Origin of the sequence: Burkholderia semiarida, from assembly GCF_029268935.1 — a bacterium.
In the GTDB taxonomy this organism is placed as follows: Bacteria; Pseudomonadota; Gammaproteobacteria; order Burkholderiales; family Burkholderiaceae; genus Burkholderia; species Burkholderia semiarida.
On the sequence record NZ_JAHLCL010000003.1, the window covers coordinates 557,473 to 573,889 of the forward strand.

Here is a 16,417-nt window from a genome sequence, read left to right on the forward strand (position 1 = left end):
GCCGACCGCCCCCCACCTGATACGCCGCCCCGCCTCAACGGTCCAGCCACGCCAGCCATTCGCCGCCCGACATGACATCGCACTCGTCGATGCCGCCCGTCAGCCGCGTCGACAGATCAATCGGGCCGTCCGCGCATGATGCGCCGTCAACGTCCCCCTTCGGCCGCCTCAGCGAAACGGCGCGACCGTTCGGGTTCGCGACGCTCAACGGACTCGACACGTAGCGATACGGGCTCACGCCCGCCGGCGCGGCACGATCCGGGCTGAGATAGCGGCCCGCATCGGGGTCGTAGTAGCGACGGCCATTCAAATGCAGCCCGGTCTCGTCGTCCAGATACTGCCCCGCGAACCGCAACGGCTGCCGCACCGGCGTGGCCAGTTGGGTCCACGGTATCACCTGCCCCCATGCCTTGTAGCGGCCGCTCCACACGAGCTTGCCCGCCGCGTCGGTCAGCGCGACCGCCGTGCCGGCGAGATCGGTCTGGTAGTAATACACGTGCATTCCGGAAAACGTGCCGTCGTCCTTGCGTCGCCGGTCCACGCAGGCAAGCGGCGCATAACCGACGGCCCCGTCCCGTGCCGGCTGATACAGATAAATCCGCACGTTCTCGCCCGTCGTTTCCTGGACAAGGCGCTCGCCATGCCAGACGAAGCGCGTGACCTCCGCGTTGTCATCCAGGCGTCGCGCGCCGCCCGCTTGCGATTGTCCGAACGATTTACTGACGCGGCGCCCCAACGCATCGTAGCGATAACGCACCTCGCCGCGCCGGCTCCGTACGCTCATCAACCGGCCGTCCGCGTCCCACGTGAACGTCTGTTCGTCCGCCGCGCCGCGCTTGGCGGCCACCTGCCCCCACGCATCGTATTCGTAGCGATAGCCTCGACACTCACGTAGCCGATGATCGGGATACACGGCAGGCTGCCATCCGGTGCGCGGCGTCTCGAGCAGGTTGCCCGCCGCATCCCACGTGAAATATTCGATGCCGAGTTCGTCCGAGACGACGCGCAGCAGACAGCCCCGACGATCGTAGTCGTAATAGGTCCGGCCGTTGAAACGATCGTCGACCTGCACGAGATTGTCGGCCGGGCTGTAATGAAACTCGCGCCAGAATTCCGCGCTGCCCGGCAACATCTCGTTGTCGGCCGTCCGGATCACCGTCATCGCGAACCAGCGCTCGATCAATGCGCCCGCGTAAACCGAGCGCAGGTACAGTTCCCCTTGAGAGCGCAACAACTGGCGCGTGGCCGCTTCGTAACTCAATGCGGCGATACCATGCATTTCGTCGCCATGGCCCAGTCCCATCAGCGTGACTACGCCAGCCTCGTCGCGCTCCGATTTCAAGATGTGCCCGTCCGGCAGCGTCACGGCGGCGAGCCGTCCTGCGTCGTCGTACACGTAGCGCAGCGCGCCATGCATGTCGTGTTCCGCCGTCAGACGCCCGGCCGCATCGTATTCGAAGCGCAGCGTGTCGGGTTCGACGCCGATCGCCGCCCCGGCTTCGGTCGGCAGGCAGTGCACCATCCCGAGCTGGCCGTCGCGCACGTACGTGTAACGATAGCGCGCGTGTTCGGTGTCGCGGCCAACCATCCGCCCGAGCACATCGTTGGCGAAGGTTTCGGTGCGCGTCTGTCCATCCGACGTCGATGTGATCTGCTGCAGCGCGCCCGATGCGGCATAGCTGAACGACCGGGTCACGCCGTCCGCGTCGACGATCGACGTCAACCGCTTGACCGGGTCCCAGGTCAGGCGCTGAATCCCGCCGTTGCCGGCGACGGTGCGAATCCTGCGGCCGTGCGCATCGAACTCGTGCGCCGTGACGTTTCCTTCCTCGTCCACCGCGCTCACCACGCATCCGTACTGGTCGCGATGCCAGTGCCGCGCCTGCCCGTCAACGCCGGTCGACGTGGTCAACTGCCCCGCGGCGTTCCAGATCCGCCGCTCCTGCCGGCCGTCCGGCAGCGTCACGATCAACGGCCGCCCGAGCAGATCGGGCTCGATCTTCGTCACGGCCCCGAACGGGTCCGTGACGGCCACGACATGTCCGTTGCCGTCGCGCAGATAGCTCACCGTGCGCCCCGCCGCATCGGTCCGCTTCGACACGAGCCCGCGCCCGTCGTATTCGAGCACGACGGCGCCGCGCTGCTCGTGCGTGTCGGTCCGAATCTGGACGCCGTCCTGTTCCGAATACGTCGTCTGCGTCACGCCGTCGGACGGCGACTGGAACTGGGTCGGCCGCAATTCGTCGTCGCGCTGCCAGAGCCACGTCCGGCCGTCCTGCAGGCGAATGCTCAGCGGCTCGCGGCTCGCGAACGCGTAGACCGTCGAGCGTTCGCCGCTCAATGGCGCCTCCTCACGGATCGGCCGGCCCAGGTTGTCGTTGACGACGCGCACCTCGCGCTCGCCCGGCAACGTCAGTGCGCTCGGCCAGCCTGCGTTGTCGTACTCGAACGCGTACCGCCGCCCGTCGAAATCGACATAAGCGAGCACGCGGCCCCGCGCATCGTATTGCCAGTGTGCCGTATGGCCGAACACGTCGGTTGCCTGCGTACTGCGTTCGGCCAGTTCGTACGTGCAGTGCTCGCGCGCGCCGCGGCAGGTCGAGCGCTCGACGACGCGCGACGCACCGCCGATCGTCTGCCACGTGTAACGCATGGTCTGCCGAAGCGGACCGATTTCCTCGACCATGCGGCCGCTGTCGTCGTAGGCGAAGCCGCGGACGACGTCGCCGAGCCGATTACGCACCTCGGCTAGCCGGCCGTGCTCGTCGTACGCATAACGAACAAGAAAACCGGTCGGTCCGCCGTCGACACATTCGATGCCGGTCAAGTGCGATCCGTCACGCTCGTAGTGCATCCGCAATTCATGCCCGCACGTGCCGCGCACGCGCAGCAGGCGCCCGCCGTCCCAGATGCATCCCACCCGGCGGCGCCCCAGATCCTCGACATACTTGACACGTGCGATGCCGTGTTCGTCGAATTCCCCGAAGACGGTGTAACGCGGCGTCAGATCGGCGACTACGATCCGGTCGTCCGACAGGCGGGCCACATGAAGCTGCTCGGATGAAACGATGATCTGGTCGCCGCGTTCAGGCATCGGCAGCGATACGATCCGGCCTTGTTCGTCGATGTAGTCGAGCCGGTCGTCGTTCCGGCGTCGCAGCGTGACGTCCCATGCAGTGCGCCAGCCGACCCCGAGCATGCCGTTCGCGGACAGCGCACTCGAATAGAACCTTGACCATTCGATCGGCAAGCGGCCGGGCAGCCTGAAGTCGACTTCGTTTCGCGGCAGGCAAATCTTGTTGCCCGAAACCATGTCGACCGACTCGCAAAGGAGGCCGGACAACGCCCGCTCCACCCCGTGGCGGCCGGCCAAATCACTCGGCTGCCCGCGATGACGATCGAGACGCGGCGCGACGTCGAGCGACTCCAGCACCGTGCCCTGCAACCCGGCAAGCACGCCGCCCAACCCTCCAATTCCACTCATTTGAACTCCCTGACCTGCCGTTACCCGCCGATGAACACGTCGCCCGACCCCGACGCGACCGGGGCGCCGCAGGACGTCGAGCATGCAACGAAAGCCGCCGGCGAGCCGTTGATGAAGACAGACCCCGAACCGGTTACAACCGCCTGGGCCGAACAATGAAGGCCGCAAACCGCGGCGCTGCCGACATAGGCGGCCGATATTCCGTTGGTGAACACGTCGCCCGAACCGGTCACGATCGCTCCGCCATGGCCGATCGCGTCACCGACTCTGGCTGCTGGATTGCTCATGGTGATTTCTCTCCCCGTAAAACCCATCACTTTGGTGTCGCCGCACCCGTGCAGGGTGCGGCGACACACGGTTTAGCCACGCAATCAAAATTCCGATTCCGGTGGCTCTTCGCTCGGCGGTGGCTCTTCGCTCGGCGGTGGCGTCTCGCTCGGCGGCGGCGTTTCGCTCGGCGGCGGCGTTTCGCTTGGCGGCGGCGTTTCGCTTGGCGGAGGCGTCTCGCTTGGCGGCGGCGTTTCGCTCGGCGGCGGCGTTTCGCTCGGCGGCGGCGTTTCGCTCGGCGGCGGCGTCTCGCTCGGCGGCGGCGTTTCGCTCGGCGGCGGCGTCTCGCTTGGCGGCGGCGTCTCGCTTGGCGGCGGCGTCTCGCTTGGCGGCGGCGTCTCGCTTGGCGGCGGCGTCTCGCTTGGCGGCGGCGTCTCGCTTGGCGGCGTCTCGCTTGGCGGCGGCGTCTCGCTTGGCGGCGGCGTCTCGCTTGGCGGCGGCGTCTCGCTTGGCGGCGGCGTCTCGCTTGGCGGAGGCGTTTCGCTTGGCGGAGGCGTTTCGCTTGGCGGAGGCGTCTCGCTCGGCGGAGGCGTCTCGCTCGGCGGCGGCGTTTCGCTCGGCGGCGGCGTCTCGCTCGGCGGCGGCGTCTCGCTTGGCGGAGGCGTTTCGCTCGGCGGCGGCGTTTCGCTCGGCGGCGGCGTTTCGCTCGGCGGCGGCGTTTCGCTTGGCGGCGGCGTTTCGCTCGGCGGAGGCGTTTCGCTCGGCGGCGGCGTTTCGCTCGGCGGCGGCGTTTCGCTCGGCGGCGGCGTCTCGCTCGGCGGAGGCAGCTCGCTCGGCGGCGGCGTTTCGCTCGGCGGCGGCGTCTCGCTCGGCGGAGGCAGCTCGCTCGGCGGCGGCGTTTCGCTTGGCGGCGGCGTTTCGCTCGGCGGCGGCAGCTCGCTCGGCGGCGGCAGCTCGCTCGGCGGCGGCAGCTCGCTCGGCGGCGGCAGCTCGCTCGGCGGCGGCAGCTCGCTCGGCGGCGGCGTCTCACTCGGCGGCGGCGGCTCGATACTCGGCGGCGGCGGCTCGACACTCGGCGGCGGCGGCTCGATGCTCGGTGGCGGCGGCTCGGTCGGCGGCGGTGGTGCAACGCTCGGCGGCGGCGGAACAACCGTCGGCGGCGGCGGCGGCGGCGGCAGAAGCGGCTTGGTGATCTTGAACATGAAAGTCGGGAATGGAATCGGCGGAATCGCCCCGCCCCCACCGCCGCCGCCCGCACAGCCGTCGCCACATCCAGGATTCAACTGCAGCGGCGAACCCTGAACCACGACCTCGTTGCTGCCGACGATCCGGATCTTCGTGCCGACCAGCTTGATCGTGCCGTCGGCCGTCATGTTGATGGCCGACGCACCGCATACGATGGAAAGCGCACCACCGACGTTCAGCGCATAGGCACCGCCCACCGACGTCGACATCGCACCGCCCACCGCAATCGCATACGCGCCGCCGACGTTCAGCGCACAAGCACCGCCGATCATCGTCGACTCGGCGCCGCCCACCGCGTAGCTGGCGGCGCCGCCCACGATGCTGGTGAACATGCCGCCCACCGCGCGCGTGTGTGTCAGCGCGACGCCGACCGACAGACTCGCACCGACCGTGAGCGACTCGTTGCGCTTCGTCAGGCGGTTCATGTCCCGCTCCGCCTGCATGTGGAATTCCTCGGCGCCCTTCTTGTCTTCGAAGCGAATCCCGCTGTAGTTTTCGCGGCCGCCGGTGATCGTCTTGCTCTTGAAGCCGCTCTTCGTCGCTTCTCCGGGCAGATCCCACGGAGGCGGCGTCACGGTGTTGTACAGGCTGCCGAGAATCAACGGACGATCGGGATCGCCGTTCATGAAGCCGACGATCACCTCCTGCCCGATGCGCGGGATATAGATGCCACCGAAATTCACGCCCGCCCATGCCTGGCTGACACGCACCCAGCACGAATCCGTCGCGTCGTTGCGCGCATACCGGTCCCACAGGAAGCGCACCTTCACGCGGCCGAACTCGTCCGTCCACACTTCGTGTCCCGGCGGACCCACGACGATCGCCGACTGCGGGCCACTCGTGGTCGGCTTCGGCGTCTCGCGCGGCATCCGGAACACTTCGCTCGTCGGTTGTACGATCAGCTCGTTATTGCATTCGTACCGGTAACCGCTGCCGGATTCGTCGGCGATTTCGGTCAGCATCAACGCCGCTTCGATGATCAGATACTCGCGGTTGGCTTCCTCGTGCTTGTGTTTCGTCAGCGTGAAGGTTTGGCCGCACGCGAGGCCGCGCACGTTGCCCTTGCCGAACGCGCGCGTGCCGGGCGCACGGCGCTCTTCCATCCGGACGCGGCTGATGAGATCGCCATGCTTGCTGTCGGTATAGTCGCCGGGCCACTCGAACAGTTCGCCTTCGCCCCAGTTCGTTTCGCGCGGCTGATGGTTCGACGTCACGAGCTGCGCCCTCGGCCGCGTGAAATCGAAATCGTCGACCACCACGCGCCCCGGCCGCAGCGATTCGTCCGTCGAGAAATAATTCAGATACTCGATGTCGATCTTGCCGCCTTCCGGGTGGTGCCTGATTTCGTGATAGGCGGCACTCGGCGAGCGGCGGTGCGCGCCGATGTGATCGCACAGCACGAGCCGGTGCTTGCCGTCCGAGTGCTCGAAGAACCAGTAGATCCCCCACTCCTCCATCAGGCGCTGGATAAAATCGAAATCCGTCTCGCCGTATTGCACCTGGAATGCCCGCGGCTCATTGCGCGTACTCTCGCCCTGCACCGTGTACTTGTCGACGTCGAGCCGCTTGTCGACCGGATACGGATAATCGCTCAGCACGGTGTCGATGATCTCGACCACCGTCTTGTCCTGAAAGATCTTGTAGTCGCTCGTCAGCGTGGCGAGCCAGAGCCACGGCCGCAACACGATGCGGTAAACGTTGTAGCGCCCTTCCGTGCGCAGGAAACCCGCTTTCACGACGAGGCCGCTGATTTCCCGCCCGCCGGCGCCGACACCGCCTTCCACGCCCGTCCCGATGCCCTCCAATTGCACACTGACGGTCATCTCGGTGCCGATCATCGCCTTCAGATCGAGATTCGCACTGGTCGACAACGGCACGTGAAAATCGTCCGGCGTGCGCAGCAGCAACTCGTACGTGTAAAGTTTCCCGAGATGCTCTCCACCGCGAAGCGACAGGAATCGGAGCGCGGGCTTGCCAAGCAGCCGTGGCATCGCATCGCTGCGAATCACCACCGTGCGCTCCTGATTGATCAGTCCTTCCGAAGAATTGATTGACATGCGATCTATTCGCTCCCACTCACCCAAAACAAAGATGCGCCCACGCGCATTGCCCTATATCCGCATGCAGCAGCCGTATGGCGCCGCCCTGCGGTTGCCTGCGTCATGTGCCGGATGCGCGCGCCGGATACCGGACACGCACCGCCGCGAGCTTCAGCAGCACGTCGATCAGCAAATCGGCGCCGATACTCGTCGCGGCATCGACCAGATAGCTTGCGGCCAGGTCGAGATCGCTCGCGTCGCGCGCATCGATCACCTTCCGTCCGAATGCAACGACGCGGCGCATGCAGTAGACCGCGCGCACGCCCGGAACCAACGGCGCGCCACCGCCGGGATCGATTCCCGCCACCCACTCGACCGGCGCGGCATGTACGCCTAACCATTCGGCCAGCATGCTGGCGATCGTCGCCAGGTTGCCGTTCGCGCATAGCGCGGCCACCTTCGCGTCGTCCACGTCGTGCAGTTGCCACGCAGCCAACCACAACGTGCGCTCGAGCTTCTTGATGTGCGGCGTGCGACGAAACGCGACAATCTCGCGATATTCGCGGTGTCGGCTGCGCAAGGTCGTGCAATTCGAAGCAATCGCCCGCTCCAGCGCACGCGTGCCCTGCTCGTGCTCGCACGGCAGTTGATCGAACGTGTATGTATCAGCGTTCCGTATGTTCATGAGTCCGCTCTTGCTCGACATCGACGGTGCAATCCGAATCCGGTTCGTCGGCGTCGCGCGCGATCGCCGCCGCGCCCGCCGGCAAACCGGCGATCCACCTCTGATCGACGAAACCGCCGCGATCGTCCTGTTGCCAGAACCACCCGCCTTCGCCCTGCGTCGTACACCGCGGCCACGCCGCCCACGGCACCTCGGGTACGCCGGTCAGCACGCGCGCGGGATCGTCGCCGCAGCCCGCCCCTTGAATTTCCGAATCCGCCGACGGCACGACCGCCTTTCGGCCGCGCCTGCCCATGCGCGGCCATACGAATGCGTGCGCCGCGTCCCACAGCGCATCAAGTTGCGTGTACAACGACGACACGAAGCGATCCGGATCGGCCGGTTGCGCACGCGGCGGCACGTACCTCGCCAGCAGGCGCGCCATCTGGAACAACACGCCGCGCGGCTCGCGCAGCCGGCGTTCCAGCCAGCGGCGCGACACGGTGCAGCAGACGATGCATGGATGCCGCCGTCCGGCCCGATCGCACGAAGCGGCCATCACGCCGACGACATATCGCCCATCGGCGAACGGCGAACAGGCGGGCGTCAGCACGAAACTCCACGGCAACGCATGTGTGCCGCCTTCGCCGGACAGATGCGCCGCCCATTCGGGATGACGCGTCAGCCAGTGTTGCCATTGAAGAGCCTGCATGACGGTCGTGCGGTGCCGGATCTGCTCGACCGACGCGGGGAGACGCCCCCACAGCGCCGGCATGCCGACCGTCACGCGAGCCCCCCAGGGCAATGAAAGCTCGTCAGCAGATTGCTCGTCAGCGGATTCGACTGCCCGCTCGTCATCAGCTCGAGCGCCGCATGCCGACCATCGAAATCGAACGCCAGCGTCAGGCGGCTGGCCGATGCCGTGCCGGTCAACTGGCCGCGCTCGATCAACCGGAACAGCGCCCAGGGCCCCGTCGCGACGATCGTCGACGTATCCGGCCGGATCGCCGGTCTTGCCGCGATCTCCGCTACCGCGCCGCCGCGCGGTCCGGGCCAGCTCAGCGCGAACGGCGTGACCGGGCCGTGCACGTAGCGCTGCGTCTGACCGTCGACGTCAATCAGCAATTCGGTGATCTCCGGGTCGATCGCGGCCACCTTCGCATCCATCTTCCACGCCATCCGTTTTGCACCCTGATCGCGGAAGAACACTTCGCGGATCGCCGCCGCACGTTCGAACGGTGCGAGGCTCGGCCCCTTGATCGGCGGCATGCCGGGGCTCAGTGACTTGTAGCGCCACGGCTTCGCGTTCGTATCGACATAGCTCGCCAGCGATTTCTGAAAGAACTCGTCGAATACGCCGCCGCTTGCGAACATCCGGTTGAAGTCCTCCACGTCGACTTCCTGGCTGCTGCGCACGAACGGGTATTTGCCGTCGATGGTGCGCCGGCAGGTTTGCCCGACGCTCGTATCGACCTGCATCGCGAGCAGCCCGCCGACCTCCTGCCCGACCTTGTCCGCCACCTGCGTCGCGATACCGCCCAGGACGAGCCGCAATGGCGCCGGCAGCTTTTCGGCTTCGGTCTGCAGCGTCGTGCCGATATCCAGCGCCGGCGGCATGCTGTTGGCCGACAGTGCGTTGCTCGCGACGACGAGACGCGTGTATTGCTCGTTGATCAACGTCAGGATCGCGTCGAGCTGCAAGGCCTTGCCGCCCACCGAAATCGGCTTGTCCGTCATCGCCGGACCGCTGCCGGTGTCGGCCTGCCCGGTGGTGACTTCGCGCAACGCCGCAAAGCGGTTGTCGACGAACTCCTTCTCGAGTCGCGTTTCCGGCCGCTGCGCGGCGATCTTCCCGGCTTCGACCGCCGCCGTTCGCGCCGCCGAGGATCGCCGGCCGACCGCTGCCAGCGCGAGGTCGTTCAGCGACGACGGCTCCGGTGCATCGATGACCGACAGCGACGTTTCCCGGACCACCGCGCGCGCCAGCCTCACCAGCGGCGAATCAGGGGCGGCGAGTGCGCGCAGCGTCGCCTGGTCGAGCGCCAGCGTGCCGTCCCGGCCGTTCTCGCCGCTCGTGGCCGGCCGAATGTCGGCGAGAAACTGCTGCCAGTAGTTTCCGTAATCGATCAAATACTGGCGGCGAATCTCGTCGGCGAGCGACGATCTGGCCGCCACGATCCGGGTGCCCTGTATCGATGCCACGAGATCGTTGCGCTTCGACGCGCGTCCCATGACCCAATCGTCGTCGTCTTGCGCGCGCGTGAGAAATTCGGGCAGACGCTGACTGAACAACGCGTGATAACCGTCATACGTGTAAAGCCCCGGCACGCCTTGCTCGAAGCGCGACCCGTCCACCAGCTTGAAAAGCGACGCGCCCTGCAGCCCAAGCGCCTGCGCGAGCGTGAAGTTTTCGGGCGCCTCCTTCTGCATCGCGCCGATCGCCCGCTCGTACAGCCGCCTCGGCGCGGGGTTCTGGCTCAGGAAGAGGCGTGCGCGCTGCACGAGCGCGGCATCCTGCTTCATGGAAGGTTTGACCGGACGGCCGTCGACGAACAGCGCCTCCAGGTGCCGCGTCATCGCATTGCGGCCGCCCATCGCCGCCGCGCTGTCGGCGCGCTCCCAGTCCCGCAGCACCCAGGCCCGGACTGCCTTCGCGTCGTAACGCCCGGCTTCGTACAACATCAGGTAGATGGTCAGCGTGCGATATACATCGTCCGGGTTTTGCGCGGCGATCTGCGTGTTCAGATCGCCTTCGACGCGCGCCACGATCTGCGGCATCAACGTCTGCTGCAACAGGCTCAGATAGGTCGTATCCGACGCCGAGACGATGGCCGGGACCACATAAAGGCCGTAGCGGTACGCAAGGCCCGGTGCATCGAGATCGAAATCGCCGTGGCGCGGGAGATCCCTCGACCTGTCCAGCAGGCCGCCGATCGCCGCCGCTTTCGGTGCCTTGTTGTATGCCGCAGCCCGCGCGGCCAGCGCCGACGTCTTGCCGGAAATCGCGGACAGATAGTTCCGGTTGTTTTCGTAGCTCACCGTGAGCGAAAACGCGAGCCAGACGAACAGGGCCACGGTCAGCAGATGGCCAGCCCAGCGCATCGTTCTGAAGCGAATCTCCCACTTCAGATCTGCGCGGACCAGATGCGCCTCCGGCACGATCACGTGCTGGAACACGTTGCGCAGGAAATAGCTGCGATGCCCGGCGATCGCATCGTCGCCACGCACGTGCGCTGCCGTGTCGCTGGTCGTACGCAGGCGTGCCAGCTTGCGCCTCAGGCGCTGCAGCACCGTGTCGCGGTCGACGGTCATCACCTGATCCGTCTGCTCGGCGCTCGTGAAATAGACGCCGCGCAGCATGTTCTGCAACTGCGCGTCGTCGTAGCGGGAATCGAGGAACACCAGTTCCACCAGATCCGCGAGCAACGCCGACAGGCTGCGGAACTCCTGTGCCAGCGGGTACAGCCGCTTGCGACGCTCTCCCTCGTATTCTTCGAGCAAGCGGTTGTTCAAGCCGGCGTCGACCCGCGCTTCCAGCAGCGTCAGTTCACGCATGCAGTGACGTCGCAGCCCGTCGACGCTCGCCGCGCCCGACTCGTCGCACGGCAGCGTGAAACCCCAGATCTGCGTGCGCCCGTCGGCCGTCAACGACTGGAAATACTCGGTAAAGCCCGGCAACAGATCCAGCTTCGTGACGAATACGTAGACGGGGAACCGAATCCCGAGTTGCTGGCGCAGTTCGCCGAGCCGGGCCCGCAAGCTCGCCGCGAGCGCGGTGCGCTCGACTTCCGACCGGTTGACCAGGTCCGCCACGCTCACGGTCAGGATCGCGCCATTGAGCGGCGCGCGCGGCCGATGCTTGCGCAACTGGCCGAGCAACGCCTTCCATTCCGCGGCGTTGACCGTCGTAGCCGTTTCTTCCCGCGCGTCGTCCTGCTCGACATAGCGACCTGCGGTGTCGATCAGCACCGCCTCGTTCGCGAACCACCATTCGCAGTTCGCGGTGTGCTCGATCCCGTGCGCGGACACCGCCGCCATCTGGTCGGTCAACGGAAACTGCAGGCCCGACCCGAGGATCGCGGTCGTCTTCCCGGCCCCCGGCGTACCGAGCATCATGTACCACGGCAGCCCGTACAGATGACGGTCCACCTCGAGCAGGCGACGCCATCCGAGCGTGCCGCCGCGCAAGCGCTTCAACTGCGCGATGGCCTTGGACACCACCATCGCAACCGCACGCACTTCGTCGCGGCCGATTTCGGCCGGCTCGTCCCCCTTCGGCTCGAGAAAGCGCTTCAGCAGCGCATCGTTCGACCGCAACGCCTGCCACAACTTGTACAGACCGTAGAGCGCATAGCAGAACACGATCGCCGCGACGATCAACACGCGCACCCAGATCGGCTGGAGCGGATGATGCTCCGCGAACCCGAACAGCGGGCCGACGTGCCAGAGCGCGACGCAAAGCGCGATCACCCAGACCGGACTCAGCGGCCACCTTCTCAGCCACAGGACGAGCAGGCCCGCCAACAGCGCGATCACGATCGAGCGGATCACGGCGCCGGCGAACGGATGCAGCTCGCCGAACACGAACAGCGGCCCCAGAAACCAGACCGCCACGCATGCCAGCAGAATCGCCACGCACGCCAGCATCCGCCACGAGACCAACCATCTGAAAAGACGTTTCAAATAAGACATGCTGAATTCCGGTACTACGGGGTGACCATGATTTCGACGCGACGGTTGAGTGCTCTGCCGGCCGCCGTCGCGTTATCGCCGATCGGCTGCGTGTCACCCTTGCCGACCGCGCGAATCCGCTCCGCGGGCGTACCGTCCCGTTGCAGGATTTGCGCGACAAACGCCGCGCGCTTTTCCGACAGAACCTGGTTGTTCGCGAAAGCCGCGCTACGAATGGGCTGGTTGTCGGTATGCCCGCTCACGAGCACGTTGCCGCCGACGCGCGCCACTTCGCTCGCGACCTTGTTCAGGATCGGCTCGATCTCAGGCAACACCACGCTCTGGCCCGACGCGAACATCGAATCGCCCCTGAACACGACGACGCTGCGCCGGTCGTCTTCGTCAACGGTCAGCAGGCCGCGCGCGATCTCGTTCGTCAGCAGCTGCGACAGGCGCAGACGCTGCGGCGCGGACGCCAGCCGCTCCTTGCCGATCTCGAGAATGCGCGCCTCCAGCAAATGCCGCTCGGTCAGCAGGTGGTACTGGTAGAACACGAACAGTGCGAACAGAAGGAGCGCCGCGAGCGCGACGGACGCCCATGCCGGCACGCTGCGCAGCAACGGCAGTTTGCCGGGCGGCGCCCCCCGCCAGTGCGGCGACAGCTCCGGCTGCAGCGCGTCTCGCGCGCCGGTGATGAGCGTCCACAGACGCTGGCGAATCTGCTCCAGATAGCGGCGCCCATCGGCCATCACGCTGTAGCGGCCCTCGAAGCCGAGACCGAGCACGCGATACAGGATTTCGAGGATATCGACGTACTCCTGCGGATCGGTCGCCATCCGGCCGATCAACAGGAAGAACTTCTCGCCGCCGTCGACTTCGCCCTCGAACGTGATCAGCAGGCTCCGTGCTGCCCATACGCCGCTCCCGCCCCAGCTGGTGCGGTTGGCCGCCTCGTCGAGCGCGGTGCACAGACAGTAGCGGACGACCGCCATGTGCTTCCACGGCAGATCGACCTTGTCGCATACCTTTTGAAACAGGTTGACCTCGCGCACGAGCAGCGTCCTCAGCCCCTCCACCGCTTCGGACGTATCGAGCGTCGCCGGCATGTCGGCGAGCATTCTGAGCAACGGGCGCGCCGCCTCGAGCAGCGGATTCGCGGCTGCGCGCACCTCGTCGACACGCTGCTGAATATCCACGACCGCATCGAACTCGCCAGGATCGACGGGTGCGCTCGCGGCACGCCTTTCGTCTCCGGCGCGTTCCTTCTGCGGATCGAGCACCGTCCCGGAATCCCCCGCGAGAAAGTCGAACGCGTCCTTATCGAACGTACCGGAGTTCATTTATGGCGCACTCCCCACAGTTCGAGTTTCAGTTCGGGGAAGTGGCCGGCGATATGCATCGCGAGCCCGCCTTGCTGCGCGATCTGCTCCCAGAACGGCCCGCTGCGCGACAACTCGTAGTAGATGTAGCTCGAATTGAACGGAATCTGTCGCGGCGGCACCGGCAGCGGCACCATCGTGAGCCCGGGAAGGTGCGAACGAATCAACTCGGGCAAACGCTGCGGCTGGCTGATCTTCGTCTGCGCGGCGAATTGCTGCTGAAGCACGTCCGGCGACATCTGCGCGCCGACGGCCAGCACGAGGCTCGAATAGCCGGAGAGTTCCGCGGGCATCACGGCCGCGACGCGGATGCCGTGCGGCTGCTCGGTAAGCGGAATCGGCTGCGCACCGCGGATCAGCACCTGGTTGAGCAGATAGTGGACCTCCTCCACGAGCGGCCGGATGCTTGCGTACAGTTGTGCGTGATCGTAGCCGGGAGTCGGGAGCGGGCGGCGCGTCTGCGGGCGCACGAACGTCGACAGCTCGCCCGCCATGATCGCGAGTTCACGATAGAACACCATCGGCGGCGTCTCGCGAATCCGGCAGATATGTTCGAGCAGCGGTTCATAGCGATTCAGTACCTGCAGGAGCAGGTAATCGGCGACTTCCGCCGCCGCGCCCGCCCGCCCGTCGCTACCGGACAGACGGGTGGCCAGCGCATCGGCTCGCAGCTTCGTGAGGCCATGCAGTTGCGTCGCCCATTCGCGCAGCAGCGGATCGGCGCCGTACCGGCTGACCGGCGGAATGTGATCGGTCACGTGCAGCGACACCGATCCGTCCGCATGCAAGGTCTTGATGCGCGTCAGCGCGATGCCGATCCACGACTGCGTCAGTTCTTTTTCGGGCAGCAGCCGCAGGCGCAGGTTCGCCAGTTGCACGGGCTTCGGCCCCTGCCCGATCGTGTTGCTGTCCCGCAGTTCGTTTTCGAACGCCAGATAGCGGGCCAGCGACGCCGTCTCGTCGCGGAACACCGTCTCTTCGGTATTGGGCTGCCGCAACGGGACAGCCAGATAGATGACCTGGTTCTGATGCTCGGGCACGATCGTCAACGGCGGCGGCGGCGGCGCATGCGCCGGCACGTCGAACGGCGTCCCGTCGGGAAACACGCCTGCACCGCTCTTCAACACCAGCTTGCCGAACGCAAGCGATTCCTGATCGGTCTCGAACTGACTGAAGCCCCAGAAGAACGGGCTGAGCGGCGCGGAACGCTTGTGCGCGAAATGTTCGAAATAGCGCTCTTGTTGCTGGAACAGCTGGGGCAGCAGGAAAAGACCCTCGCTCCACACGACCTTGTTATGCCAACTCATGTCAATCCAATTCAGTTACCAGAACGGCCCGCTGGCCGATATCCACGTTCAATTTGATTTTTGTACGCGCCGTCAGCACCCGAAGCCATGCTTCCTCCGGCGGCGGCGGCAAGCGATACGTGCCGCGCCACACCGATTTGCCCAGCTCGCGGTATCCGGCCAGCACGCCGATCGCGGTCGTCGCGCTATTGATACGCCGCCGAATATCCCGGACGTCGCCGGGGCGCAGCACGAACTCGTCGATCACGATCGCGTCTTCGCCGAGCACCTTCTTGCTGTCGTTCTGCAGCGAGAAGAAGTCGGCGTTGTCGAACGTATAGGCCGACTTCAATTCATAGATCCGCACCATGATCGGCGCCGGCCGCCCGAGCTCGTCGGGATTGACGCCATCGCTCACCTTGATCTTCAGATTCAGCGACGCGGCCAGATCCTTCCGCGACGGCACCCCTCCGCACGCAGCAAGCGACAGAAATGTCAGTCCGGCCGCGATACGTTTCAGTGCATTGCGGCGCGTCGCCATACCTGGCGGAAATCGAGAAAACATAGGGAAGATCCTGTCGTACCCGGGGCAGCCGTTGACCGAGGCCCCCACGCATCGCGAAGACGCCTTGGTCAACGGCTTGCGATGCCGCCCGCGCGAGCACAGGCGGCATCGCCCTGAACTACGGGCGTCGACGCTTACGCCGCGTTCCGCTTGATGTCGAACGTCGCCGTGATCGCACCGCCGCTGCCGCCTTGCGCGTTCTGCACGACGTATTCCTGCTTCAGGCGCGAGAACGACAGGCGAACGATCTCGCGCGGACGCGATTCGTCAGCCGCGACGCCAGCCGGGCTCACCTGCGTCACCAGCACGTCATTCATCGTCAACATGATGTATTCGAGCGGATTGCCGCCGGCCTTGCGCACCGTGAGCTTCGCCTGATCGATGTGCTTGCCCAGCAGACAGTACTGAATCAGGTTCGGGCTCGCACGGTCGATGTAGTGTTCGAACTGCAGATCGTCGACGGTCGCGCGGCCCGCCCCGCCGCCGGAGCCCAGGTGCATGTTCGATTGCTGCGATACGTTCCACGACCAGCTCAAGACCTCGATTTCGTCATGGTGAGTAGCATCCTTGGATTCGCCGTCGATTCCGTTGATCTTGAGGAAAATGTCGTGTGCCATGGCATCACTCCTTACGTCTTGGTTGAATTTTTTGTACAACTAACTTTGCGATCAGGTTTATTTACGGAGCGCCTGATCACCACTCCCCCGGGGTCGAACATCACATCGGAATACGCGGGACGAGGAACGTCGCCGACGCGACGGTCAGCGCGCGTGCTGGGGCTTGCCGATCAGCAACCGTCCCCGCGGCAATCGCTCGC

Annotated in this window: 10 protein-coding genes; all 10 read right to left on the reverse strand. The window is 66.0% G+C overall.

The genetic code is table 11. The features are described 5' to 3' along the window. Positions 1–34: 34 nt before the first annotated feature. Positions 35–3,484, reverse strand: coding sequence for an RHS repeat-associated core domain-containing protein (locus tag KPB06_RS06355; protein WP_059584021.1), 3,450 nt, complete (start codon positions 3,482–3,484; stop codon positions 35–37). Positions 3,485–3,504: 20 nt separating this feature from the next. Then, complete coding sequence (locus tag KPB06_RS06360) at positions 3,505–3,771, reverse strand: PAAR domain-containing protein (RefSeq protein WP_081066436.1); 267 nt, start codon at positions 3,769–3,771, stop codon at positions 3,505–3,507. Between the two features lie 84 nt (positions 3,772–3,855). Then, positions 3,856–7,053 carry a type VI secretion system Vgr family protein gene (locus tag KPB06_RS06365; RefSeq protein WP_338083645.1) on the reverse strand — a complete coding sequence of 1,066 codons (3,198 nt, stop codon included), beginning with the start codon at positions 7,051–7,053 and terminating at the stop codon, positions 3,856–3,858. Between the two features lie 103 nt (positions 7,054–7,156). Further along, positions 7,157–7,720, reverse strand: a complete 564-nt coding sequence (locus KPB06_RS06370) for a hypothetical protein (protein ID WP_059573644.1) — start codon at positions 7,718–7,720, stop codon at positions 7,157–7,159. Then, a complete protein-coding gene (locus KPB06_RS06375) occupies positions 7,701–8,504 on the reverse strand; it encodes a TagF domain-containing protein (RefSeq protein ID WP_226094364.1) in 804 nt (267 codons plus the stop codon). The genes KPB06_RS06370 and KPB06_RS06375 overlap by 20 nt, the downstream gene beginning before the upstream one ends. After that, entirely contained in the window at positions 8,483–12,391 is a 3,909-nt protein-coding gene (tssM, locus tag KPB06_RS06380; protein WP_059573642.1) for a type VI secretion system membrane subunit TssM, read from the reverse strand. Before tssM ends, KPB06_RS06375 begins: the two co-directional genes overlap by 22 nt. A gap of 14 nt (positions 12,392–12,405) precedes the next feature. Continuing rightward, positions 12,406–13,710: a type VI secretion system protein TssL, long form gene (tssL, locus tag KPB06_RS06385; protein ID WP_059573641.1), complete on the reverse strand. Its 1,305-nt coding sequence runs from the start codon at positions 13,708–13,710 to the stop codon at positions 12,406–12,408. Beyond that, positions 13,707–15,056, reverse strand: coding sequence for a type VI secretion system baseplate subunit TssK (gene tssK, locus KPB06_RS06390; protein WP_059573640.1), 1,350 nt, complete (start codon positions 15,054–15,056; stop codon positions 13,707–13,709). The genes tssL and tssK overlap by 4 nt, the downstream gene beginning before the upstream one ends. A gap of 1 nt (position 15,057) precedes the next feature. After that, positions 15,058–15,600, reverse strand: coding sequence for a type VI secretion system lipoprotein TssJ (gene tssJ, locus KPB06_RS06395; protein ID WP_081066617.1), 543 nt, complete (start codon positions 15,598–15,600; stop codon positions 15,058–15,060). 134 nt (positions 15,601–15,734) lie between these two features. Beyond that, positions 15,735–16,217, reverse strand: coding sequence for an Hcp family type VI secretion system effector (locus KPB06_RS06400; RefSeq protein WP_059573638.1), 483 nt, complete (start codon positions 16,215–16,217; stop codon positions 15,735–15,737). Positions 16,218–16,417: the final 200 nt, after the last annotated feature.